At 42.3% G+C, this 26,510-nt stretch carries 15 protein-coding genes, 1 tRNA gene and 1 pseudogene; 7 read left to right on the forward strand and 10 right to left on the reverse strand.

What is annotated here, in order from left to right; translation table 11 throughout:
* Window positions 1-12 precede the first annotated feature (12 nt).
* On the reverse strand, window positions 13-3,732 hold the full coding sequence (gene dnaE, locus FIU21_RS06515; protein WP_172891334.1) for a DNA polymerase III subunit alpha: 3,720 nt from the start codon (window positions 3,730-3,732) through the stop codon (window positions 13-15).
* Between the two features lie 131 nt (window positions 3,733-3,863).
* Between dnaE and FIU21_RS06520 the strand changes: the two genes are divergently transcribed.
* Genes FIU21_RS06520 through FIU21_RS06530 form a run of 3 tightly spaced genes read left to right on the forward strand, consistent with a single transcriptional unit; the run spans window position 3,864 to window position 5,564 of the window.
* Window positions 3,864-4,568 carry a phosphatidylserine decarboxylase family protein gene (locus tag FIU21_RS06520; protein WP_004360467.1) on the forward strand — a complete coding sequence of 235 codons (705 nt, stop codon included), beginning with the start codon at window positions 3,864-3,866 and terminating at the stop codon, window positions 4,566-4,568.
* A 2-nt stretch (window positions 4,569-4,570) separates the two neighbouring features.
* Window positions 4,571-5,275: a CDP-diacylglycerol--serine O-phosphatidyltransferase gene (pssA, locus tag FIU21_RS06525; RefSeq protein WP_004360468.1), complete on the forward strand. Its 705-nt coding sequence runs from the start codon at window positions 4,571-4,573 to the stop codon at window positions 5,273-5,275.
* 19 nt (window positions 5,276-5,294) lie between these two features.
* Entirely contained in the window at window positions 5,295-5,564 is a 270-nt protein-coding gene (locus tag FIU21_RS06530; protein WP_004360469.1) for a DUF4834 family protein, read from the forward strand.
* Between the two features lie 333 nt (window positions 5,565-5,897).
* Here FIU21_RS06530 and tsaE read toward each other — a convergent pair whose 3' ends face one another.
* From tsaE to FIU21_RS06555, 5 genes are all read right to left on the reverse strand, one after another.
* Window positions 5,898-6,308 (reverse strand): tRNA (adenosine(37)-N6)-threonylcarbamoyltransferase complex ATPase subunit type 1 TsaE, encoded by a 411-nt coding sequence (gene tsaE, locus FIU21_RS06535; RefSeq protein ID WP_004360470.1) that lies wholly within the window; start codon window positions 6,306-6,308, stop codon window positions 5,898-5,900.
* A gap of 233 nt (window positions 6,309-6,541) precedes the next feature.
* Window positions 6,542-8,158 carry a T9SS response regulator signal transducer PorX gene (gene porX, locus FIU21_RS06540; RefSeq protein ID WP_036886383.1) on the reverse strand — a complete coding sequence of 539 codons (1,617 nt, stop codon included), beginning with the start codon at window positions 8,156-8,158 and terminating at the stop codon, window positions 6,542-6,544.
* Between the two features lie 18 nt (window positions 8,159-8,176).
* Window positions 8,177-11,674, reverse strand: coding sequence for a type IX secretion system periplasmic lipoprotein PorW/SprE (gene porW / locus FIU21_RS06545; RefSeq protein WP_036886386.1), 3,498 nt, complete (start codon window positions 11,672-11,674; stop codon window positions 8,177-8,179).
* Between the two features lie 63 nt (window positions 11,675-11,737).
* Window positions 11,738-12,136, reverse strand: coding sequence for a hypothetical protein (locus FIU21_RS06550; protein WP_004360473.1), 399 nt, complete (start codon window positions 12,134-12,136; stop codon window positions 11,738-11,740).
* 42 nt (window positions 12,137-12,178) lie between these two features.
* Entirely contained in the window at window positions 12,179-13,432 is a 1,254-nt protein-coding gene (locus tag FIU21_RS06555) for a 3-phosphoshikimate 1-carboxyvinyltransferase (protein ID WP_004360474.1), read from the reverse strand.
* 124 nt (window positions 13,433-13,556) lie between these two features.
* On the opposite strand from FIU21_RS06555, the gene FIU21_RS06560 reads away from it, so the two are divergent.
* A tRNA-Pro gene (locus FIU21_RS06560) sits at window positions 13,557-13,631 on the forward strand.
* Window positions 13,632-14,709: 1,078 nt separating this feature from the next.
* On the opposite strand, the gene FIU21_RS06565 is transcribed toward FIU21_RS06560, so the two are convergent.
* The 3 genes and pseudogenes from FIU21_RS06565 to FIU21_RS06575 form a co-directional block, all read right to left on the reverse strand.
* Complete coding sequence (locus FIU21_RS06565) at window positions 14,710-16,263, reverse strand: hypothetical protein (RefSeq protein WP_004360475.1); 1,554 nt, start codon at window positions 16,261-16,263, stop codon at window positions 14,710-14,712.
* Window positions 16,264-16,290: 27 nt separating this feature from the next.
* Window positions 16,291-16,491, reverse strand: a complete 201-nt coding sequence (locus FIU21_RS06570; RefSeq protein WP_254361448.1) for a hypothetical protein — start codon at window positions 16,489-16,491, stop codon at window positions 16,291-16,293.
* Between the two features lie 1,529 nt (window positions 16,492-18,020).
* Window positions 18,021-19,322: pseudogene (locus tag FIU21_RS06575) on the reverse strand (IS1380 family transposase).
* Between the two features lie 356 nt (window positions 19,323-19,678).
* On the opposite strand from FIU21_RS06575, the gene FIU21_RS06580 reads away from it, so the two are divergent.
* On the forward strand, window positions 19,679-21,844 hold the full coding sequence (locus FIU21_RS06580) for a family 20 glycosylhydrolase (protein ID WP_036886394.1): 2,166 nt from the start codon (window positions 19,679-19,681) through the stop codon (window positions 21,842-21,844).
* 181 nt (window positions 21,845-22,025) lie between these two features.
* Here the strand turns inward: FIU21_RS06580 and FIU21_RS06585 are convergent, their stop codons facing one another.
* Window positions 22,026-24,101 (reverse strand): TonB-dependent receptor plug domain-containing protein, encoded by a 2,076-nt coding sequence (locus tag FIU21_RS06585; RefSeq protein ID WP_004360478.1) that lies wholly within the window; start codon window positions 24,099-24,101, stop codon window positions 22,026-22,028.
* Window positions 24,102-24,320: 219 nt separating this feature from the next.
* Between FIU21_RS06585 and xpt the strand changes: the two genes are divergently transcribed.
* Window positions 24,321-24,893: a xanthine phosphoribosyltransferase gene (xpt, locus tag FIU21_RS06590; RefSeq protein WP_004360479.1), complete on the forward strand. Its 573-nt coding sequence runs from the start codon at window positions 24,321-24,323 to the stop codon at window positions 24,891-24,893.
* 213 nt (window positions 24,894-25,106) lie between these two features.
* Window positions 25,107-26,450, forward strand: a complete 1,344-nt coding sequence (locus FIU21_RS06595) for a nucleobase:cation symporter-2 family protein (protein WP_004360480.1) — start codon at window positions 25,107-25,109, stop codon at window positions 26,448-26,450.
* Window positions 26,451-26,510 lie beyond the last annotated feature (60 nt).

The raw sequence follows: 26,510 nt of genomic DNA on the forward strand, positions 1-26,510 counted from the left end.
GCCACATTCGATTTAATTAATATGGAACTCCATCTTCTCATTCGATGAGATAAAGTCTATCAGCGTACGGTCGACGTTAACGCCACCATTCTTACTCCTTAGCATAAGAACTGTATTGTCAGGCGTTCGCAACTGTATGTAAAGTTGTGTGTTACCAATATGTTCCTCGATGACTGTTGCTAATTCCGAAACGAAGGCATCGTCTAAAGCTGTTGCATCCATAGAGATGGTAAAGCGTTCCAAACGATTTTGTTTCACGTCATAGAGTTGCTCAATCTTTTGCACTTTTAGCTCTAACATGTCTGGATTATTGCGGTAACGAGGCTGACACTTAGCTGTTATATAGACGGTGTAGTTCATCTTCAGGAGGTTGTTCCATCGTGCCCAATCGTCACCAAAGAGTGCTAATTCACCCGTTCCGTGAAAGTCTTCTATCGTGACAAAGCCAAAGGGCTTGCCAGTCTTTTGTGAGAAACGCTCATTAACAGAGGTAACAATACCGCCGAATGTCACTTCGTCAGCTTTTGCCAATTCTGTCATATTCGCATTGCGACCTATCATAGAGCAACGAGCGTTACACATGTTATTCAGTACAACACTGTATTCATCGAGTGGGTGGGCTGACAGATAGATTCCAACAAGCTCACGCTCCTTGTTTAATTTCTCAATGACTGGCCACTTCTCTGCCTTTGGTGCGATAGGATGTACTACATCAATAGCATCCATACCTCCGAAGAGGGAGTTCTGTTGTTGTGCTTTTTCTGCTTGGAAAAGCTGACCATAACGGACGATGGTATCTAAGAACAAATCACCCTTTGCAGTGACTGCAAAGTATTGTTCTCGCTGTAAACCAAAGCTGTCGAAACCGCCACTATAAGCCAAACTTTCAAATGCTTTGCGGTTCACATTACTGAGGTCGACACGCTCAGCAAAGTCGTATATATCCTTATAAGGGCCATTCTCCATGCGTTCACGTACAATACTATCAGCCGCACTTGCACCCATTCCCTTGATAGCAGAGAGTCCGAAGCGAATCTCACCATGCTTGTTCACACCAAAACCAATCTGACTCTCGTTGACATCAGGACCAAGGGTTGCAATCTTCAATGCCTTACATTCCTCCATCAACTTTGTGATTTCGGTAATCTGACTGAAGCGACGTGTCATCAACGCAGCCATATATTCGGCTGGATAATGCGCCTTCATGTAAGCTGTCTGATAAGCTACCCATGAGTAGCAAGTGGCATGTGACTTATTGAAAGCATAGCTGGCAAACTTCTCCCAGTCGCTCCATATCTTCTCAAGTATCTGTGGGTCGTGTCCGTTCTCCTGTCCTTGCTTGATGAACTTAGGCTTCATTTTGTCAACGATGGCTTTCATCTTCTTACCCATCGCCTTACGAAGAGCATCACTCTCACCACGTGTAAAGTTCGCCAATTGGCGACTTAAGAGCATTACTTGCTCTTGATAAACAGTGATTCCGTAGGTGTCTTTGAGGTACTTCTCCATACAAGGGATGTCGTACTTCACCAAAGAAGGGTCATGTTTACGCCTGATAAAGTCTGGGATATAATCCATAGGGCCCGGACGATAGAGCGCATTCATGGCGATGAGGTCTTCAAACACTGTTGGATGAAGCTCACGAAGGTACTTCTGCATACCTGCCGACTCAAACTGGAAAGTACCAACGGTCTGTCCACGTTGATAGAGTTGGTAGGTCAATTCGTCATCAATAGGAATCTTCTCAAGGTCAATCACGTCGCCAGTTGTCTGCTTAACAACCTTGCAAGCTTCCTTTAACTCGGATAGAGTCTTCAGTCCGAGGAAGTCCATTTTGATAAGACCAGTAGACTCAATTACGTGACCATCATACTGGGTTACTGGTACTTTCTTCTCTGGGAAGTCTGGGTCTGTTGCCGTAGAGATAGGTACCCATTCATCAATAGGGTTACGACAGATAATGAATCCACAGGCATGGATACCCGTTCCACGTACTGTCCCCTCCAGCATCTTGGCGTATTTAATCGTATTACGCTCCCTTATGTCTTCACTGACCTCTGCATTCTGCAACTCTGGGGTACACTTGATAGCATTCGTTAAGTTCATCTTCATGCCGTCAGGTAAGCGTTCTGGAATCGCCTTACAAAGGGCATTGGAAACATCTAACGGTAGTTTCTCTACGCGAGCAACATCCTTAATAGAGTTCTTTGTTGCCATTGTAGAGTAGGTAATAATATGTGCACAGTTCTCGTGTCCGTACTTATCCATTACCCACTGCAGCACACGTCCGCGACCATCATCATCGAAGTCGGTATCAATATCAGGGAGGTTGACACGGTCAGGGTTGAGGAATCGCTCAAAAAGTAGGTCATACTTCAATGGATCAATCTGCGTAATTCCTAAGCAATAAGCCACTACAGAACCAGCTGCTGATCCACGACCTGGACCCACCATCACGTCTAAATCCTGTCGTGCAGCATTGATAAAGTCTTGTACTATAAGGAAGTAACCAGGGAAACCCATCGTCTTCATGACGTGCAACTCAAAGCGGATATGATTCTTAACCTCATCAGAGAGAGGATCACCATATAGTTTCTTTGCACCATCGTAGGCTAATTTAGCAAGATAGTCAGCCTCAAACTTAATGCGATACATCTTTTCATAGCCGCCTAAACGGTCGATAACCTTCTGTCCTTCTTCAGGGGAAAGAGGGCTCTCACCGTTCTCATCGGTGGTAAACTCCTTGTATAAATCTCCTTCACTGAACTTCTGTTTCCACTCTTCCTCTGTTCCAAAGTCTTCTGGAATAGGGAAGAAAGGCATGATAGGACCATGATTAATATTGTAGGTCTCTACCTTATTAAGAATCTCCAGTGTATTTGTCATCGCTTCTGGGATGTCTGAGAATATCTCATTCATCTCTGCACGCGTTTTAAACCACTCTTGTTTAGAGTAACGCATACGCTTAGGATCATCTAAATCTTCATTTGTTGAAAGACATAGTAAGTGGTCATGTGCCTCGGCGGTCTCTTTATCTTCGAAGTGACAGTCATTGGTACATACTATCTTTATACCATATTCTTGTGCAAACTTCATGAGTACTTTATTAGCTTTCTGCTGTAAAGGATAAGCCTCACGGTTTGCCACTAAACTTGGGTCTTTTACTTCATGACGTTGCAATTCAAGGTAGAAATCATCTCCGAAGACACGATGATACCATTCACAAGATTCTCTTGCACCCTCGATATCATCATGGATAATCTTGTTAGGGACTTCACCTGCAATACAAGCTGTACACACAATCAGTCCCTCATGATACTTCTCAAGCTGCTCACGGTCCGTACGAGGGCGATAGTAATAACCATCTACCCACGCATTAGATACAAGTTTAATAAGGTTCTTGTATCCTGTATAGTTCTTTGCCAATACGATAAGGTGGTAGCCTGAATTATCATGCATACTCTTATCCTTATCATGCATTGTGCGACGTGCTACATACATCTCGCATCCGAAGATAGGTTTGAAAGGCTCTTCACCCTTCTCTTTCCTACCTTTATTGACCTTAGCACAATAGTCAGCAAACTCTTTTATGCCGAACATTACACCATGATCAGTAATCGCCATACCCTTCATTCCGTCTGCAATAGCCTTATCAACAAGGCGTGTTACCTTAGACTGACCATCAAGAATAGAATAATTGGTGTGGACGTGTAAATGTACGTAATCTTCCATTGAACTTATGCGTTTTTGAGCTGTAAAGTTACTATGAAAAGCCGACATAACAAAAGATTGAGAGTGAAAATTTGTGGAAATGACAAAAAAGAAGTACCTTTGCAACAAAACAAATACGTCGTTTATCGACCATGGGAAAAATAAAAAAGAAACTCAAAAAGATTAGAATCCATCACGAAGGGACAAATACATTGCTCTACGGAGGTATAGGTCTTGTCCTTATAGCTTTGGTTCTCTGGTTTGCAGTTCCAACGAAGATACCATTTTGGATTTTTACAGTCGTGTTCGGTACTGTCTATGGTATAGTACTTAATTTCTATCAGTGTCCTATCCGCTATTTTGGTAGTGAGGATACGGAGGGTATTGTCGTAGCTCCAGCCGACGGCCATATCGTTGTTATAGAAGAGGTAGACGAAAACGAATATTTTCATGAGCGCCGATTGATGATTTCAATCTTTATGAGTCTATGGAACGTTCATGCCAATTGGTTCCCTGTAGATGGAGTAGTAAAGTCTGTACAGCATTTTGATGGTAACTTCCACAAGGCTTGGCTACCTAAGGCAAGTGAGGAGAATGAACATGCAGATACTATCATCACAACTCCTGATGGCACAGACATCCTCTGTCGTCAGATTGCTGGTGCTATGGCACGCCGTATCGTGACATACGCTAAACCTGGTGAAGATTGTTATATTGATGAGCATCTTGGTTTTATCAAGTTAGGTAGTCGTGTTGATATCTTCCTTCCTGTAGGCTCTGAGGTATGTGTTAAGATGGGACAGGCGACAATGGGTGATCAAACAGTGATTGCTAAGTTGAAGCCAAATAACAAGTAAAGATGAAGAAACATATTCCTAATAGTATTACTTGTTGCAACCTTATCTCTGGTTGTATCGCTATTAGTTTTGCCTTTGCAGGCAAGATAGAGGTTGCTTTGCTATTTATTATTATCGGTGCTGTGTTTGATTTCTTTGATGGAATGGTGGCACGCTTACTGAATGTTAGTTCTCCTATTGGTAAGGAGTTAGACTCTTTGGCAGACGTTATTACTTTCGGTGCAGCACCATCAGCTATCATCTTTTCACAGTTATACGTAATGTCTTATCCTGTTTTTCTTGAGCCATTACGCGACTATCTGCCTTATACAGCCTTTATCATGGCTGCTTTCTCGGCATTGCGTCTTGCAAAGTTCAATCTTGATGAACGTCAGGCATTAGGTTTTATAGGATTGCCAACACCTGCGAACGCACTCTTTTGGGGTTCACTTCTTGTAGGTGTAGGGGAGAAGTTAGAGACTCGTCCATGGGCTTTATACTTTATTCTTGCAGGTATTCTGATTAGTTCATGGCTGCTTGTATCAGAGATTCCAATGTTTGCTTTAAAGTTCAAGCACTGGTCATTCAAGGGTAATGAGGTGAAGTATCTCTTCTTGATTACTTGTTGTCCATTGATTGTTATCTTTGGTATCTCGTCATTTGCTATTATCATTGCATGGTATGTGATACTATCAGCTATCGTAAAACAATCCCCAACACAACAGTAAGGGGTATAAATTCAAAGCTATGTCAATTATTGCTTTTATTCTGAAGTTTGCGTTTTTCTTTTTTATAGCGTTTTTTGTGATTATCTTATGGGTGGCTTTTGCATTCTATAAGCAGATGACACGCGCGCGTCGTCAGTTTAATCCTAACAACTATCAGTATCAAGAACCAAGCTCTACAAAGAATACTATTATCGATAATCGCCCAATAGAGGAACGCCGTAAGCAGGTAATTCCAGACAGCGAAGGTGAGTATGTAGACTTCACCGAGTCTGATGATACGCAATCATAATAAGAGGTAATACAAGATTACATACATAAAAAGAATAGGACAAATCAATCTGATTTGTCCTGTTTTTTATCTGTACATTTTCAATTGATGCTTAATTGCATTCGAATTAAGCCTTAATTGGTTTCTAAAAGGTGCCCTTTTGAGGTCTTACTAACGCCCTTTAAGAGGCTTATAAAGCACCTTTTCTTTTTCTATTTCGTAACATTTTGAATACAAGACAGTTACAAGTGTGCTCGAAAATGCGTTTTTATCCCTATAAATTGCCCAATGAACGGCAATTTATGTAAAGATATTTCGCATTTGCATGAACTACTTTTTGGTGTTCTTTTCTTATTAACAACTCAGCTTACGAGTACCATCTGGTTGTTCTTCAATCGTAACCTTGATGACATTCTCAGGGAGGATTTCCTCGATGAGTTCAGGCCATTCTAACAAGCAGAGGTTACCACTGTAGAAATAGTCCTCATATCCCATGTCATATACTTCTTCCAACTTCTTGATACGATAGAAGTCAAAGTGATAGATAGGGTCGCCGTTGCCATCCGTATACTCGTTGATAATAGCGAAAGTAGGGGAGGTGATAACATCTTCTACGCCCAAGACCTCGCAAAGAGCCTTGATAAAAGTAGTCTTTCCTGCACCCATCTTTCCGTAGAAAGCGAATACCTTTCCATCACCCATCCCCTTGACAAATTCCTTTGCAGCCTCATGGATGGAATCGAGGCTTTTGATTGTAATTTCCATATTGTTTTCTTTTTATTCTGTTTATGCGGTAGGTGGTTGCCTGCAGTTCGTCCATTTGTATGGAACTATATGTTTTCAAGGATTTTACAGATTCCTATGTGAGAACGATTCTATACAACCTATGTTTATGTCTTAAGCACGCTTACCTTTAATAAGATATATTCTCTATCCCATTCTTAAGTGTATTTGAGGAAATCTCCCCTCCTTTCGGAGGGGTTGGGGGAGGCTTCCTCTTACCTCTTCCTCGGACTAAGTGTTGCCAATGGCACAATCATCTCTTCCATTGAGATACCTCCGTGCTGGAATGTATCTTTATAGTAAGAGACGTAATAGTTATAATTATTAGGGTAGGCAAAGAACGAGTCGCCTGTTACAAAGACATAGCTTGTGCTGAGGTTTGGTGCAGGGAGCTGTGCAAGATGAGGATTCTTGATAGCGAATACCTGACGTGCATCGTAGTTGAGGCTCTTTCCTAATTTATAACGCAGATTGGTATTCGTATTGCGGTCACCGATAATCTTAACTGGATTCGTCGTACGGATAGAACCGTGATCGGTTGTAATGATGACCTTATAGTCAGACTGTGCCAACTCTTTGAATACATCTGCCAATACGCTATGTTGGAACCAACTAAGCGTAATAGAGCGATATGCGCTCTCGTTACTTGCTAATTCACGTATCATTCTCATCTCTGTACGAGCGTGAGAAAGCATGTCGACGAAGTTTACTACAAGTACATTGAGGTCGTTCTGCGCAAGGTTCTTATATTGCTGCATGAACTTGTCTGCACCAGTAGAGTTGTTAATCTTATGATAAGAGAACTTATCATGTCGGCGATAGCGGTCTATCTGTGTCTGTATGAGTGGTTCCTCGTTAAGGTTTTTACCTTCTTCCTCGTCTTCATCTACCCATAGTTCTGGGAACATTGTTGCTATCTGCTTTGGCATAAGACCGCTGAAAATAGCATTACGAGCATACTGTGTGGCAGTTGGAAGAATACTCATGTAGAGGTCTTCTTCAATGTCAAACATGTCGCCAATCTCTTTTGAGAGAATGCGCCATTGGTCGAGTCGGAAGTTATCAATGACGATGAGAAATACCTTCTCACCTTTGTCAATGAGTGGGAACACCTTACTTTTGAAGATATCAGTACTAAGCAGCGGACGATTATCAGCGTTGTTCGTCTGCTGTTTCTTCTGTCCAGCTAATTTAGAGAAGCTATTGCTGACTTTGTTGTCTTGTGGAGCTACCCAATCAAGATAGTTCTTCGCAATGTATTTAGCAAAACCATTGTTGGCTTCTTCCTTTTGCATCTTCAGCATTTCGGTCATGCTGCTATCAGCACTGCTTAGTTCAAGCTCCCAATGTACAAGCTTCCGATAGACTTCCTTCCAATCATTGAATGTTCGGCAGTCGGCTATCTGCATGGCAATTTGCTGGTAGTTCTGTTGATAACCGCTTTGAGTTACTTCCGTAACAATCTCTTTTTGGTGGATATTCTTCTTCAGTGTAAGAAGAATCTGATTAGGGTTGACAGGCTTAATAAGGTAATCGGCAATCTTTGCACCGATAGCTTGGTTCATAATGTCTTCCTCCTCACTCTTCGTTACCATAACGATAGGTGTGGCAGGTTGAATCTCCTTAATGCGTTGTAACGTTTCTAAACCAGATAAACCAGGCATCTGCTCGTCCAAGAGAACGAGATCGAATGTCTGTGTTTGGCATTGGTCGATGGCATCAGTACCATTGCTGACCGTTACCACTTCGTATCCTTTCTTCTCAAGGAAGATGATATGAGCCTTTAACAACTCAATCTCATCATCTACCCAAAGTAACAATCCATTGCTCATAGCTGTTATCTCCTTTCCTTAGAACCCCTCCAAATTGTAGTATTCATCTTCGATATCGTTCTGGATGGGCTGGTTCTTTTTATTATTCTTGTTGTTTGTCTTGTTCTGTTGTGGAACTTCATCACCGAAGTAGATTATCGGACCGTCATCCGAAACCTTCTTTTTCTGCACAGGAGTGGTCTGCGACTTCTGCGTAGAAGGCTGTTGCGTCTTTGGCGCTGTAGGCTTAGCAGACTTGTCCGTTGCCACCGGTTTTGTTGTCTTTGCTGGTGCTACTGGAGTCGTAGGCTTAGCTGGTATAACAGGCTTAGTTGTCTTGTTTGGAGTTGTTGGCACTGTTGACTTAGCTGGTGTCACAGGAGTAGTTGGCTTTGCAGGTTCCTCCTCTGGTATGAAGTAGGTGCTGTTGTCGTCCAGTACAGGCTTTTTCTCCTCCGTTATAGGCTTCTTTTCTTCTATTATAGGCTTCTTCTCAGTTGCAGGTTTCTTATCTTCTACAACTGGCTTCTTGTCCTCTACAGGAATCTCAAAGGTGTTGTTATCTTGTTCAACCACCCTTTGTTCTGTCTTCTTAGGCTTTGACTCCTCCATTGGGATAGTCATCGTGTTGTCTACAGGTACGTCCTGCGTATCAGGATAGAGGTCAGGATCATTTGCATGTTTCTGTTCTATCTCCTGCTGTATATCGCGTTCACGTGGTGTTGCAACCTCAGCTGGCTCACTCAGTAAGTATCTTTGTGTCACTACTAAAGGTACAAAATGCTTTGCATAGAACGCCTCGTAGTCCTTATAACTGTATATTGTTCCTATCAGTTTAAGGTTCTTATCACTGATTATAATCCCCTTTGTGCTCTTGACCATCTGCTGTACTACAGCCTGTGATACGAATAATTGGCGTGCATATTGATAAGCCTCATCAAAGCTACGGAAGCCTGATACCTGCATCTGATGTAAGCCATTGAGGTCTTCTATCTCAATTTCAAAGTTACGAACGAGGAAGTTTGTGAAGTTGAAGCGTGCTAATTCGAATAGTAACTTATTCTCTTTCACGGAGTCAGGGTGGTACACTAATAGGAACTTGAAGTCTATATCACGCTCTGAAGAAAGCTTAGCTTGTTGTAGGCTATCGCTATCTTTCATTACGTTTGCACGATAGCTCCAGATGTCGTCAAGGTCAAACTTACCTCCACGCAGCTTCTTGCCAGCTTGCACACCATTAACAATCATACCCGCCATCTCGCTTATACGACTGTTAGGATACTTCTGTACAACCTCTTTCATGTCATTGACACAACCCGTAGGATCGCCATTGTTCAGTTTACCTAAGCCTCCAATGAAGAGGAACTTATCCCTATTGGCACCCATTGGGAAGCGTGAATTAGAGATGTGGGTATTAGCTGCTACCTCACTATATCGGCCTTGTTTGAAGGCTTCGTAGGTTGCTGCATAAAGTGAATCTTCTATCTGTACACCGAAACGAAGGTTCTGTTTGTAGTACGGATCAGTAAGGAGAGCAGTCCACTTGCTCTTTGGGAACTTCTGAATTAGGCGTGTAACATAGTTCTCAGCCACCTGTGGTTCATTCTTACGCATATAGAGTAAGTAGAGATGATAGTACACATCATCCATCTGTTCATAGTCAGGATAGTTGTCACTCACACGCCTTAAGGCCTTTTCAGCTAACCGAAGGTTGTCGAGTCTGTCCTTAAAGATAACACCAGAATGGTGCAAACCATCTTCTAATATCTTATTACTTGCCTCCAACTGTTCCGCAGTGAACGGTATCTGTGACAGATAATACTCACGTTTATGAGGGTCATTCTTAAGCGAGTCAGCTGCTTGTTTGATAGAATCCTGTCGTGCTTCAGCGTGCATGATAGAATCCCTTTGCCGCTCTGTAAGTTCAATAGGCATGTTGGTATTGCCTATTTTGCCCACAACACTTTGATTAATGCGCTGCCAGTTATCAACATTCTCTCGTTTACCCCATAGTTGTTGGAAGGTAGTCTTACCTTGTTGAACCGCTGTTGGGTTATAGAAATACCACGTATTTCCTTGCTGTTGTCTATTATTTAAAGGCTTAGGCGTCCCAAGGTTATTGTTTCCAAAGTTGCCATCCATACCTTGCTGCTGTCCATTATTCATTGCAGTCTGCAGCTGTCGTTCTTCTTTTTCTTTCTTCTTAAGGGCTGTGATAACACAATCAATCGCAGCATTACGCTCTTGTTCAGAACATTTTGCAAGATATTGAAGCGAGTCTTGGAGCTGTACGGCATCTGTATAAGGCGCTAATTCGTCCAATATCTTTGAACGTTCAGACAACTGCTCATAGTCTTTGCGGTCCTTATCAAGGAGTCCGATAGCTTCTCCATAGCATCGTTTAGCATCTCCAAAGCGTTCCTTTGCCCAGTAGAGATCACCGAGGTGGAGCAGTAATACGCCTTTCTCAATACCACTTCTTGTTGCCTTCTTGTTACCTAACTCGTATGCATTAATGGCTGCAAGCGTATCTCGTGCAGCAAGGTGTATGTTACCCATTGCGTAATACACTTGGTCAAGATACTCCTTGTTATTGTCTGAAGCAGCCATTTTCTTGAGCTTGCTAATCATCTTCTTCGTCTGCCCCTTAGCGGTAACTTCAGTCTGTGCAATACGTGCATTGAACTCTAATTCATAGGGAGGGTTGGTACGAATTACACGTTGGAACGCTTTGTAAGCTTCCTCATTTCTGCCGAGTGAAGCCAATACCTGTCCAAGTAGATACAGCTCACGAGCCTTCTGCTTCTTACGCATTTCATGCTTGATAACCTTTTGGAGATAAGGAACAGCCTTCTCAAACTCACCTGAATGCAGGTAATAATCAGCATAGGTATAGTCCCATTCTTTCACAGCTCGCCAGTCCAAAGAGTCGCGCTGCATATTACGGATGATATCCTCAGCATCATAGAGCCAGTCTTGTTCTATGTAACACTTAGCTAACCAAGCCCTTGCTTTTCCATAGATTGCAGGTTGTCCTTTGTAGATACGACTCATATAAGCAAAGGTAGCAGCCGCTTCTTCAAAGGCACCTTTATGGAATTGTGAACGTCCCATGAGCATCCATGCTTTCCATAGGAAGGGGTTATATTCACGGCGCGATAGCCATTCTATGTCCTTTTCTGTCTTTCGTCTGCTCTTTGTCCACTCTGGTCTTTTCTTGATACTATACTTTGCAATCGCCTTCTCAGCCTTTTCTATAGCTCTATCGAAGTTACCCTTTCCTAAGTCACGACTGTTCTTGTTGCCGACGGTGTAGAGTGGAATGAGTTCTGTGAAGTTATCTTTATTTCCCTTCTCCTTCTCTAATGAGCCATCAATATAAGCCTGTGCGCCATTGTAGTAGACGTTATAGCGTGTATTGAAAGCATGCCACCAACGCGTTTGCGAGGTGTTATTCTTTGTTGAGCAACTAATAATTGTTAGTACACTGATTGTCAACAGAGAGGGAATGATATATCTTATTATTCTTTTCTTCACGTTTCCTTTGATGTTCTTTTCTAAAGTAAGTGTCTTGGGATTGTAATTGTACAGATAACGGACTTAACCTTCTATCATTGCTATTAACTCATCTTTTATCTGATTAGGCAGATTAATTTCTCGAAGGATAAGACTTCTGTTCCAGCCTCTCACTTCATGAGGCTGCATTGTATAGAGTATAGTTGCAAACTCTTCTACCTCCTCGTCTGTATATTGGTCAGACTCTCTTCCACGAAAGCGGTCGAGTTCTTCATCGTCATAATACTCTACGTCTTTTATTGCTGCTTCCATCATACACACCTGTTCACACTTATCGTCCGTTCCATCACAGGAAGAACAGTCACCAGATGTAGGCATAACGACATCAGGCTCACCATCTTTTTTCTTGGTGAGCTTTGTAGCGATAGCAGCTATAATTGCTAAGATTAAAAGAGAACCTATGCCAATGAAAAATATATTCATTCTTTTACTTCGTTTTATTGTTTGAGCGGCTCTGTGAGTAGGTTAATCCACTTCTTGTATATGGAAGCCTGCTTTGCGTAAATCGTCCCAATAGTGGGGATAAGACTTAGAAACCACCTCTGGATGATTGATGCGTATTTCGCCCAGTTTGATAGCTAATGGGGCAAACGACATTGCCATGCGATGGTCTTCGTAGGTTTCTATGATGGGTTCTGCCATTGGCTCGCAACGTTCACCATTCCACGAAAGCTCTGTTTCGTTCTCCGAATAGAGGATATAGCCTAACTTCTCCATCTCTCTCGTCATAGCTTCAATGCGGTCAGTCTCTTTAATTTTTAGCGTACCTAAGCCTGTGAAATGGAAGGGTATTCCTAATATCGGACATACAGCGATGAGCGTTTGGGCCAAGTCTGGCTGATTGGTAAAGTCATACTCCATTCTGTTCAGCATTCGTGAATGGCGTGTCAATATCGCTTCTGGTAAGCCGTTAGAATCTTTATCCTTAAAACTTGTCTTTATTCCTAATAGTGAGAAGATATAGCGCACAGCCGAGTCGCCTTGTCGTGAACCATCTTTCAGTCCTTGCAAAGCTACCTTTGAGCGTGTGTCATCTGTCAGAGCAAGTATCTCATACCAATAGCTTGCTGCGCTCCAATCACTTTCTATCGTGTAAGCACGTTGCTGATAGGCTTGTGACTTTACGCTAATTGTATCAAAGTCTGACCATTCTGCCGATACACCAAACTCATGCATAAGATGCAATGTGAGGTCTATGTAAGGTCGTGAAATAATGTTACCCGTCAGCTTTAGTTCTAATCCTTTTGTCAGAATAGGCGCAATCATTAATAGTGCAGAGATATACTGCGAACTGACGTTGCCTGGTATCTGCAATGAACCTCCTTCAAGTTGTCTGCCACGGATGTGGAGTGGGGGATAACCTTCTTCGCCAACATATTCAATCTCTGCCCCTAAATAACGCAGTGCATCTACGAGAATACCAATCGGACGATGTTTCATTCGTTCCGTTCCTGTGATTGTATATTCTCCATCCGTTGCACTTAGATAAGCTGTCATAAAGCGCATTGCTGTTCCTGCAGCTTTGATATCGATGACATCTGACTGCTTACTTAGTCCACGGATGATAACCTCTGTATCGTCACAATCCGATAGGTTTTCTGGCATCATTCCTCCCTTTGTAAGTGCTTGGATAATCAATGCACGATTACTGATACTTTTTGATGCGGGAAGCGTGATAGAAGTATCAATAGGTTTGGGGCAAGTTATGATGTATTGCATGTGTATTTAGTGCAGATTTATTATAGGACAAAAGTACGAAATAAACTTGGGATAAGAGAAAAAGAAGTCCAAAAGTTTGCTAATATGGTGGAAAGTAACTAATTTTGCATTGCTTTAAAAAGAGCGGGATGTAGTTCAGTAGGTTTAGAATGCTGGTCTGGGGGACCAGTGGTCGCCAGTTCGAGTCTGGTCATCCCGACTGAAATAAATTAAAGATGCTGAACCTCAATTAATTATCTTTGGTCGCAGGAAAAGCGGTCGGCGAATAGTCGGTGAACTTTAATTTAATAGAACAAACAGTATTCAATAGGGCATTTCACGCAAAAGTTAGGAAATGTCTAAAAAATCTCCCAAAAACAGACAAACGGCTCAGTAGGGAAAAGTTGGAGAGAAGGTACACAAAAAGCTAATTGTAAAAAGTCCTTCTAAACTTTGAAATAATAAATATCCCCAAAGACGAGAGATATTATTACGGATAATAGAAGGATAGTTTTATTTTAGTTTGCTGTCACTTTTAACATTTCCTGTATCTTATTGTGATATAACATTTTAAGAGCCTACTATAACTGACAGGAGTGACAGGAGATTTAGTTTATGGGTCGCTCGGTAAAACAAAATCAGCTGATTGATATATATACTTTGCTGGTTCTTCCGAAATATAAAGTGACAAAGTAAGTCTCTTGTAATATAGTACGCAGAGAAGGGGGGAAGAGCCGAGATGAACGCCATCTCACAGAGGTGCGAAAGCACAAAGAGCAGACAGGGGCGTAGTGTGCAGGTTGCTGATATCTTTGAAGACAAACGTTATATATACTTTACATACAATCGCTCCAACAAAATTTGCAACTATCCTTCTTTGCTCCACGTACCAGCGGTGTCTCCGTGTCAACCTTTGCTTTGTGATAAATCATCCTCCGTTCGCTCCGCCTCTGTGTACCTTTCTTCAAAGTACTAAACTCACGAGGTAAAACTTATTACGTCAAATACTTAAAACCCTTTATTCTTCTACGATACAAGTGAAAGAAAATATCAATTAAAGAAATTATCCTATCAATTTCCTACCGAGCCCTTTTTCTTTTCATTTCCATTCGTAGTCTTTCATTATATCTATTCTCGCAATTGGTGTCATTCGTGGGCTTTCAATATATTTATTCGTGTCATTCGTAGTCTTTTAAAACCTATTCGGGTACGTTTCAGAATACGGGAACAGGTGTGTGGACAGGGATAAATCCCCGAACCACACACCTGTCATTAATATATACAGATGATAAAAAATATTATTCAGAAGTCCAGAGCTTGAGACCGTTGCTTCTGGCTCTGAGGTTGCTTATAACTACGTTATTTGATGCGAAATACAGGTTATATACGCCTTGGGAAACATAAGCCTCCGGCGTACTCGTCCAGAAGAATCCTGCAGCTCTGAAATCTTTGAGTTCATTATTCTCATAATATCCCATAGCAGGCATGAAGAAATAGTCCTTGCGGTTGGTGGGTGCACCTGTTGCAACATTATTGTTGTTACGAGGAGTTTCGAATGTACCATTTATCACACGGTTTCTGCCGTCAGGCGAAACAGTCTTGAGCGCAGCAGCACTGCCTTTGTTGTTCTCTTTGGCAATGACCTCTGCCTTCTTGAACCACATACCGTTTGTATAGATATGTCCCCATACTGTCCACATCGTTGTGGTGTCCCAGCGTGGACCACCCTTCAGGCAGTACCAGTGAAGCTCGTTGATGTTTGGGCAGTTCTTCGCAGAGTTGCTGGCAGCATTGTTGACACCTACCTGATACTTGAGAGGGTTATACCACCGCTGGGCGTCACTGCTGGTCGGGAAGGTCGTGATGTTGTTTGAGCCATTTGCCTTTGGCTGGTCATTCTCGTGTCCGAACCAGTAATCCTTCTGTGCATCCCATGTGTAGTACTTTGCATCAAACGCCCTCATGGTCAGCTTGGCAGATATGTCATAGTACTCGTTAGCCGCATAGGCAGCTGACCCGAAGGTCTTGGTGATGGTGCCCGTGGTGCCTGTCTGCGTATCCGTAATGTAATACTTCACGGTCAGCGTGTACGTTCCCGGCGCGATGACCATGAACATGCGACCTGTCTCGCAGCTTGTTTTGACCAGGTTGTTCTTCAGCTTGAAACCCTCTGCGTTGCCTGTCTCCTTGGGCGTGAGGGTGATGGTCTTGCTGCCGCCGTCCTTGTAGGTCAGCTTGCCGTCACTGCCGAGCGTGTAGTTGCCCGCGATGTTCTGGTCGGCAGTCACCTCAACCTTAGTTACATAGCTTGTCTCCAGCGGGTGGTCGTAGGAAGGTTTGAAGCAAAGGTAGGCAGCAGAGTGGGTCAGCTTGAACTTGTACTGTCCGCCCTCCAGCGTTGCCTCGCCGACACCGCAGTCGCCTGACGTGCCAAAGTGCATCGTATTGTCAGCTCCATTCTGCGTTTGTGTTGCGGCAATTGTCACGTTGTCATTCGTCTTGTCCTTACCTGGATAGTAAACCATGTATTTGTTCTTGCTGTATTTTCCAGGCATCATGAACTTGAAGCTCGGCACGTTCGTGCCCGTTACGGCATTGGAGCTGCCATAGAACTTGTTTTCGTCATCCTTTACGAAGATCTTGTCTCCAGCTTCCCAGTAGAAGTTGCTGTTGTTGTAGTTCAGCGATGTACGTGTACCTTGATTTCCAGCAACAAAGCTGACCTGATTCGTCTCGGTCTTGTCAGCATCTGGTTTCGTCACTGTTCCTGTCGTTATGTCATCGCTTGAGCAGCTGGCAAATACTGTCAGAAAGGCTGCTATAGCCCAATGATAAGATAATTTAATATTCATTTGTAATGTTTTTATTGTCTTTTTGTCTTAATTCCAAGAAGTACTCGATGTGTTGTTTTCGTCACTGCTGAAGAAGAAGCTCTGTTTGGCACCTTCGCTGCTTTCTTCTGCTGGTCCCTGTTTATGGTTTCCTTTTTTGTGGTCGCCAGGGTAAGATGCATCCATTAGCTGGCAATCCATGTGGACGTGCATGACTTCTATCGATGGCTTGCTGTAAGCCGTTCTCATGTTTTGTTTTTTTCTCATTGTGATATGTTTATAATTGTAGACAAATTACTGTTTCCTGTGAGACTTCTGCGTTATGTAAGAAATCATGTTTGTTGATAGCTTGTAATGTTTCTTTTTGATAGTGTATCCCAAACATAAAGTGTGATTTATCCTTATTCTGCGTGTGCAAAATATGCGCCCTCTTTTTCTTAAAAAATATTTTCGGATGCAAAGTTACATGATTTTTTTTGTTTTCAAGTGGGTGTGTATATTAAATTATATTAAGATAGTGAGGAGTGGAGAACATTTTTCTCAAATCGATTATTGGCATCCGAATTGATTTGTTTTATTATTTACAGTCAGGTTATCTGTTGTGTTGATGAGAACCTACTCAAGTAATTATCAATGGGGCAGGGAGGGCACTGGGTTTATCAAACGCTGGGTCTTACTATATTATTGATACTATAGGTGCATGAGAGGGAAGCTTAATTTTTTGTTAGCGTACTTGTTCGTAATGTTGATAAAATGGCGTTTCTCGCCAAAGCTTTAACAGCCCATGTGCTACATCTCCGCTCGCCTTTAATGCTTTGAAAAATATTTACATAACGTTGTGCTAACAGTATGTAAATTAGCCGGAAAATACGTGTAAAGATGGGGGTTGTAACTGGCAGAAAATCAAATGGTTATAATATGGTGTACGAAGAGGTGCTTAGTTGGCTTCTTAAAGGGCGTTAGTAAGGGTTCAAAAGGGCATCTTTTACAAGCCAATTGGGCATCTTTAAGAAGCCAAAAGAGCATGTGTTCGTTTTTGGATATGCGAAAATTATTTACAGCTCTTAATAAATGAGAATACAAGTCGCATGTAGAAGCGTGGAATAAGAAACGGTAATGGGTTGGCGTAGCATCTGTTGAGGTGGGTTCTATTAATTCCCACCGATATCAAATCGTTAAATCATGGGGCTTGCTTTGTTATCTTTCGGACTCCCTTCGGCTTAAATAGCCAGTTCACCCAGTTGTTATAATCGCATAACTTCTTCGTTCAATAGCATTTTCCCTCGAAGATAGTCTCGAAATATGACAAAGCTAAATAATAGAACCCACCTTAAGGTTGTTATGTTGAAATCTTCTTTGTAAGGTATAACCTTATTATTGTACATCTACTTCCTATGCGTTTATCCGTATAGTTAACAATTATAAGTATTTTATGTGTTATTTTATTGAAATTGCTAAGTAATCAATCGAATTTTGATATAAAGTGTAATTTTAGACGCTAAAAGTTTGTTGTTTTTATATATAATATATAATTTTGCACCCTTATAAGACGTAATAATCTTTGTATGTTGTGAAAAAGTAGCAATTTATTTAAGTTTATAATCTATCTTCCCTCAATTCCGCAGCACTTTTTCTTGTGAGATGATTTTGTGTATTGAGGTGTCTTTTTGCCTCTACATGTGAAAGGAAGCGACCTTAGACTGGTATTAGCCCTTGCAGGCGCATGAAATCCCCCACCCAAGCCAATGGGGAAAATGAATGCCACAAAGAAATGCTGTTTATTCAAGGAAAACTTCAGAGTAGTATGCTTTATTGGTATAAAGGTTTAGAATGTTCTGCCTTCCTGTGCGCACTCATTTCGCTGGCACACTGACAAAATGCAGGATAAAGGCTTTCAGCCTGCTTGTCTTTTTCAACGGCTTGACCTTTTCGCTGATATGACGGATGAGATAGAGATAGAAGTTCTTCAGCATGGCGGTAACCATCATGAAAACCATGTTCTCAGCCATAAAGGAAAAGGGCAGATGCGACCAGCCGAAGTCATTGTTCTGTATGTCGAAGTTCTTTTCGCTTGCTCCACGCTCATTATAAAATGTAATGATGTCTTTCTCAGTAGATGTCCAGTTATTGGTGAGGATACAGCGGTATGTGTATATCACTCCGAACATATCCGTCTGTTGCTTGCCATCCTTGTCTTTCAAAGGACTACGCTGTACGACAAGCCTGTATGACCTTCCTTCTATTAAGTTGTCCATGCTGATGGATGTGACATTGCATCTCTCATAACCAACTTCAATGCTCTTCCATTCTTTCAGCTGGTTGAAGTCCTCGCATCGACTGCCACAGGTGGCAGCACGTATATAGAACGTGTTGCAGCGCTGCTCTACAGTTTGGATGATTTCCTTTGAAAACGACCCGCAATCGGCACGGAAACGCTCTATTGTCACACCAAGTTCTGAGATTACTCGGTCCATAATGCGACGAAGCGTGTCTTCCTGATGAAATTTCACATTGGTGTTTCCATCACGATTTTCACCTCCAACGATGATTCCCCCAATGGAAGCCCAACCAGGAAAATAGCCAAAATCCTGCTTGTAAGAATACTTTGCATCGAACTTGTGGGCTGGAATAAACTGGTGATCAAAGTCTAAGTCAACATGGCTACCCGCCTTTATAAGCCCCATCCCCCGTATCATTCGTAAAAGTAAGGTATTCAACTTTTCTGCCGTGTTGAAACTATACGACTTGTCGGAGGTCTCGCTCTTGTAGATAATGTTCTCTTCGGCAAGCTCCTTTAGTCCGCGCCCCACGGTGTCGGCACTGGGTAACAGCGTATCAGGTCTCTGCTTGAACTGCCCAATAAGCGCATTGATGTCCTCAAGACATTCTCCACCACAAAGGTAACTGAAGAAGAGAGAACCGAAAATGCTTCCATGACTAAAAGCCTTATCACTGCTACCACGTTTACCCAAGACAGATTCGGTGAGTTTTTTTAAGCCCAACTTTGAAAATACGTCCATAATATGATAAATTCCACCGAAAGAAGTGATATTCTCGTTTTTAATTGCTACCTTTGTCATGTCAGTTGTTTTGCTTGTTTTTTATTTAACAGCACTAAGTTAGGTGAAATTTCTGACATATCCAAGTGTTTTGAGGACTTTGTCGCTCAGGCACTTGGGTTTCTTATAAGATTTTGTTCTGCGGAATTAAGGGAAAGTGAGAGAATATCGCTACTCATCTTAATTTTAACACTTAAAAGCTTGGATATCTCGCTTAAATTGTATAATTTTGCATCCATAACAGTTACTCTTTAATTTGTTGATAATCAATGTAATAAAGCACGACAAAGTTACCAATAATTATTGAGAAACTGTTATTTTAAGCCAACTTTTTGAGGGTGAGAAACTTTAGTTACGTAATTAAAAACTAACAAAAAATGGCTACAACGAGTGTAACCTCTTGGGCAAATCTGTGGCAGAAATTCCTACAGTTTATTAACAAAACGAATGTGTTCAAAGGATTCTCTTATCGGAGAAGATGTATAGGACAAGTCGTGTCAGTACTTGGCATCTGTTTTTTGATATTCCAGTCGGTAAATGCGCAGAACTTCAGAACTTTGCGTGATGTGAAGATCAATGAGACCATCCTTGACCTTTCGCAGACAAACTGCACGATAATTCCTCGCAATGCTATGCACTCTTGCCATCGTCTCACATCGTTAACGCTTCCGCCTCGTCTCGATTCTATCGGTACGCAAGTGTTCTTCGCTTGTGACGGAATCAGTGGAAAACTATATTTCCCAGCAACTACACGTGTGGTAGATGCATCAGCTTTTAATGGATGTTGCCAGTTGACAGAATTGTTCTTCGACGGCTCTACACGTATAGGTGCTTTCGCTTTTGCTAATTGTCGTGGACTTCGTGAAGTTCGTCTCTCAGCAGTTGTTCCTCCTATTTGCGCTGACAATGCTTTTGACGGTATAGACCTTAGCCGTGTGAAACTTGTGGTTCCTACTCAAGCAAAGAAGGCATATCGTAACGCTCCAGGCTGGCGAAACTTCTTCTCACGTCATGAAATGGAGAATATATGCGACCCAGAGCATCTCCTCGTGCCGCGTCCTCTCAAGCTGGAAGTCTACAAAAATAGTCTTCCTCTCAAATGGAAAGATGTTGTAGGGGTAGAGGCTCCACAGGAATTGAGTAATGAAAAGATTCAAGTTGAGCGTATCCTCGGTGAGCGAACAGTCTATAAGAAAGGACGAAAGACTGGACCGATGGTACGTCTTGCACTTGACAAGGCGCTTACCAATGATGAGGCTTACACCTTACAGGTGAATGATAAAGGAGTAACAATCAAAGGACGTACAGCAACAGCGGTGTTCTATGCATTGATGACACTCGAACAACTCTGTATTGGTAATGGTGTTTCCTCACGTTCAGTGAAGATTCCTGCGCTCAATATTGTGGACGAACCACGTACGGCAATCCGTGAATTGATGGTTGATCCAGTGCGTCATTTTATTCCGTTTGAGGATTTGAAGGGCTTTATTGTTGAGATGGCACGCTATAAGTTTAATGCACTCCATCTTCATTTGGTAGACGATCAGGCATGGCGTATAGAGATAAAGAAATATCCAGAACTGATTGAGAAGGCGTCTGATCGTGTCGGAATGGATGATATGCCAGAGCGTATCAGCGGTTATTATACCCAAGACCAGATGCGCGAGCTCGTTCGTTTTGCTGGCCAGTATCATGTTATGGTGATTCCTGAGATTGAACTCCCAGGGCATGAGGTAGCTGCTGTTCACTGCTTTCCACAGCTCTCTTGCGCCAAGAAGCCTGTGCCTATTCGTTTGACTTGTGGTGTGAGCAATGAGTTACTTTGTCCTGCGGAACCCTTTGTTTACGAATTTCTCGATAACGTCCTGACCGAGTTAGCCGATGTGTTTCCTGCCCCATACGTTCATTTGGGCGGTGATGAGGCTGGGCAGCCACCATTGGGCGCATGGTCGGATTGTGCTGCTTGTACGGCATTGAAGCAGAAGGAAGGATACACAGAGAACTGGCAGTTGCAGCAATATCTCTTTGATCGTGTGATTAATAAGCTGCAGTCATTGGGTAAGACCCCAATGTATTGGTATGAACAGGAATTTAAGACGATTCAGCCGGGATGCGTTGTTTACGCGTGGAGACATGGTTTGACGAAGACGGCTATTGATGCTGCTGTGCGCAATAAGGCCAAGATAATGCTCTGTCCGGGCGAGCACTGTTACCTTGACTATCCACAGCAGAAGGGGGATATGCCAGAGAAAAACTGGGGAATGCCGGTAACAACGCTTGAACAAACCTATCGTCTTGACCCTGCATGGGGGCAGGATAGTGTGTTTGTACGTGATAATCTACTCGGAGTGAGTGGAACGCTTTGGAGTGAATGTATCAACTCCACAGAGCGTATTTACTATCAAGCTTTCCCACGTGCAGCCGCTTTGGCTGAGGCAGGATGGAGTGTACCAGAACGTAGAAGTTATAAGGAGTTCCTCAAGCGAGTTCGTCCGCTGACAGATGATATGCTGCGTCGTGGTATCGCTGTAAACGTAAGATAGAGTGATGATGGTAGTTGTCAGCTTGTAAAAAGAAAGTCTTTACGATGACGACAGACCGTTATAAATAAAAGTATCATCACGAAGGTAATGAATTATTCTTCGTGATGATAAATATTTTTCTTCATGAAAAAAAATATTTCTTGTCGTGAAGAAAAATATTTTTTTTCATGAAAATAATTCGCTAAAGGTTCAGACTTATACCAGCAACGACCCATGCGCCTGGCTGTGGAACATTCCCATAGTCAACGTAATGAGCCCCAAATAGATTGTTGGCTTCGACGTATGCGGTCCATGTTGAGGCTTTCCAACTCATTCGACTGTCCACAACTCCATAGCTCTTATAGCTTTGTAGCTGGTTGTTTGTGTCGATATAGTTTCCCATTCGATGTTGGAAGCGATAGTAGAAGCCAAGGTCAAGATTACGCCAGAGGTTCAACTGGAGATTGCTGACAAACTTGTTCTTCAAATATTCCAACGCATACTTACTTACATAACCTTGATTATCAACCTTCTTTTGGTGGATATAGCTATAAGCCACACCAAACTTCTTAAAGAATCTTTGTGAAGGAAGAAGCTGATAGAGATCGAAATCGAGTGAAGCCTCTGTTCCAAAGTGCTTTATCTTTCCGAAGTTTACACTCTTCCATAGCACAGCTCCATTAGCATCTAATGTACCATCACTAATCCAGTCGATAAGGTTCTTATGATTGTTCCAGTAAACGCTTGCCTTGGCAGTGACGCCCTTGTTGTCATATTTCACACCCGTTTCGAATGCTGAAAGTTCTTCTGGGCGGAGATGTTTGTCTGCCTTATGACCACCAACTGAGTAGAATAACTCTGTTACTGATGGCATACGGAGGGATGAATTATAAGAAGCATATAGCTTCCAAGCGTTTCCTATACGGTAACTTGCATCAACTCCAGGGTAAACATGCATTGGCATATCTGCTTGACTGTTCTTGACAGCTGTCAAACCAGCCGACAGCGTGAAGCGGTCAAGGATGATATTATGCTCAAGAACAAACTGAATATTTGTGCGATTAAGTCCGACTGTGTAGTCTCTGTCTGTGCCATGGATATGCTTTGGACGAGAGAGTGGTTCGCCAAGGTTACCACTGACGAGGTCTTCATTGCGTAGCTCTGCAGCAAAGGCTGTGCGTCCAAGGTTCCAATCAAAGTAAGCATTGAGGTTTACACCATAGATGTCAGTGCGGTGATAGTTGAAAGGATACTTATTGGATGCGCCACGGAAGAGTTCAAAGCGGTCCATATTGCGGTTCCAATAGATAGATGGGCGAATGTGGAATCGGCCCCTTAGGTTCTCAGCTTGAATGGCTGTGAAGGTCTTGAAAGTGTGTTCAAACTGGTCATCGTACTTTGCCGAATAGAAAGTATTTGAGCCAAAGTCTTTCACACTCATACCTGTATGCCAGCGAACCACTATGTCTTCATCCGTATAATTACCTTGATAAAAGACTTTTGCAGTGCGGTAATCAGCGTTGAGGCTGCCTGCCTTGTTGCGAAGATAGCCATCACTGCGAGTGTAAGAAGCTGATAGCTGATTGTTCCAACGGTCTTTTGAAGCAATGTTTCCACGTACTCCAGCGCTGAGATAGCCGTAAGAACCACCTTCAATATGGGCAGAGAGACTTGTCTTTTGTGGAGTTCTGGTTACGATGTTTATAGCACCTAATAAAGAAGATGTACCATAAACGCGGGCTGCTGGACCCTCAAGGACTTCTATCCGTTCAATTTCACTGATGTCAACTGGGAAATCAAAGGAGTTGTGTCCAGTCTGTGCATCACAGATATTGATACCATTAAGGAGGACTGTGATTTGCTCTGAGTTGCCACCACGAATACTTACGTCGGTCAAGGCACCTAAAGGACCTTTCTGGCGGACGTCAACACCGACGGCATACTTTAACAAATCGTTTACACTTTGTACTGGAGCCGCCTGAATGTCTTCACGACTCAGTACAGTTACCATTCTCGCTTGCTGACTAACTGTCAGCGGTGCTCGCGTTCCAGTGACGTTCACTTCCTCCATCATGATGCCCCTGTTGGTGATAGTTGAGTCCGTCTCTGCCTTCTCTGTTTCAATACTAATGCCCTTGGCAGTAGCATTTTGCAAGGTAGCGACGCTCAGTACACCAATCAGAACCTCTTTTCCAAGAACAGAAAAGAGCGAATAGCCATGGTTAGAGAAGTGTTTAAACTTCAGAACGCTGCGCTTTTGAAATGTTGGTTTGTACATAATATAATTAAAGAAAACGTCGGAAGGTGGAGCTTTCCCCAACCGACAAACGGGTGCAAAAGTAATAAAAGTTTTTGTAACGGCGAGGATAAATCGATGATTATCAACTTTTATATGGGTAAGATGTAGAAAAACCTTTGTTTATGCACGATATATTTGAGATTTTTACTACTTTTGTAGGCAATTAATTCTCGAAACAGACAAACGATTAATTGCACAATGAAAGCATTACGTGACCGTATCCTAAAGGATGGAAAGTGCTTCCCAGACGGAATCTTGAAGGTAGATAAGTTTATTAATCACCAGATGGATCCTAATCTGATGAAGCAGATTTGTGTGGAGTTTATCCGCCGTTATGCATCAACAGAAATCAACAAGATTATCACAATTGAAGCGAGTGGCATTGCTCCTGCCATTATGATGGGCTTTTTGCTCGACCTTCCTGTGGTCTTTGCGAAGAAGAAAAAGCCTTCAACAATGTGCGATATGCTTTCAACAACAGTCTTTTCTTTTACGAAACAACGAGAGTATCATGTCGTGATATCGAAGGAATATTTGGGCAAAGGTGATAAGGTGCTGTTTGTTGACGACTTCTTGGCTTATGGTAATGCGGCGAAAGGAATCATAGATCTTTGTAAAAAGGCAGGTGCAGAGTTAGTTGGTATGGGCTTTATCATAGAAAAAGCATTTCAACATGGTCGTGATGCGATTGAAGCAGCAGGTGTTCGTTGTGAGAGTTTGGCTATCATCGAGTCGCTTGATAACTGTGAGATTAAAATGAGAGAAATATAAATGAGGTGGGCTTGTGTGCCCACCTTTCTTGTTTTATATGGTAATCATCTTTAACGCAAACGCTTCTTTAAAGCATTAAGATCACTCTTTAAGAGGCGTAGAACTAACTTTTAAGAAAGATGAAGCTGTACTTTGGAACCACCAAAGCTACCCTTTTATTTCAGTAAAGAATAACATCTTACCTTTATTATATCGTTTTAAATAACAAAAAGAATGGAAAAGTCTAAGGAACTTATCTATGGTCTGAATGATCGTCCACCAATTCGTGAAACTATTTTTGCTGCTTTGCAGCATCTGTTGGCAATCTTCGTAGCCATTATCACACCACCCCTCATTATCAGTTCAGCATTGAAATTCGACTTGGATACCACAGGTTTCCTTGTGTCAATGTCTCTCTTCGTGTCTGGATTGGCTACCTTTATTCAGTGCCGTAGGTTCGGTCCGATTGGAGCAGGTCTTCTTTGTATTCAAGGAACGTCTTTCTCTTTCATCAGTCCAATCATCGGAGCAGGTATGTTGGGTATGATTAACGGCAAGATGAATATAGAAATGGGACTCAGTTACATCTTTGGTGCTTGTCTTGTTGCCTCTGTTGTTGAGATGGTTGTGAGCCGTCTCTTGCCTTACACACGTAAGATTATCACTCCATTGGTATCAGGTATCGTTGTTTCCCTCATTGGTATGTGTCTTATTAAGGCAGGTATTAACTCTTGTGGTGGTGGTCAGTCGGCTGTTGATGCTGGTACATTTGGGTCTATGCAGAATCTTGGACTTGCGTTACTCGTATTGGTTAGCATTATTTTCTTCAACCGATCTAACAACCGTTTCCTACGTATGGGATCCATTGTGTTGGGACTATTGATAGGCTGTGTAGTTGCTTATGCACTCAATATGATCGACTTTTCAAGCCTCAAAGGTAGTGGTAGCCTTAATATTCCAGTTCCTTTCAAATATGGATTGAACTTTGATTTAGGTACAATCATTGGTATCGGACTTATTTATCTCGTAACAGCTGTAGAGGCTTTTGGTGATATTACAGCCAATTCACTCATCTCTGGTGAGCCTGTTGAAGGTCCAGTCTTCTTGAAAAGAGCGCAGGGTGGTGTTCTTGCAGATGGTTTCAACTCTTTCTTGGCAGCCGTCTTCAATAGTTTCCCTAACTCTATCTTTGCCCAAAACAATGGTATGATACAGCTTACGGGTGTTGCCAGCCGTTATGTTGGTTATTTCATTGCTGGTGCTTTGGTTCTCTTAGGATTGTTCCCAGTAGTAGGTAAGGTGTTCTCACTTATTCCTGATCCTGTTTTGGGCGGTGCAACCTTGTTGATGTTTGGTACTGTTGCCGCTGCAGGTATTCGTATTATCGCTTCTACTGAGATTACTCGTAAGGCTGTGTTGGTCATGGCTATCAGTTTTGCAATGGGTCTGAGCGTAGAGTTGGTACCAGGTATTCTCGACAAGATGCCTGATATTATCAAGAACATTTTCTCAAGTGGTATCACTACAGGTGGCCTTACAGCTATTCTTGCCAATGCCTTTATCCGCATCAAGGAGTAAACTTAAGCAATATAGAAAACCAAAGAATCAATAATGATTTAAGTGTTTTCTGTAAGAAAA

The sequence above is a fragment of the Prevotella melaninogenica genome, from assembly GCF_013267595.1.
Lineage (GTDB): Bacteria > Bacteroidota > Bacteroidia > Bacteroidales > Bacteroidaceae > Prevotella > Prevotella melaninogenica_D.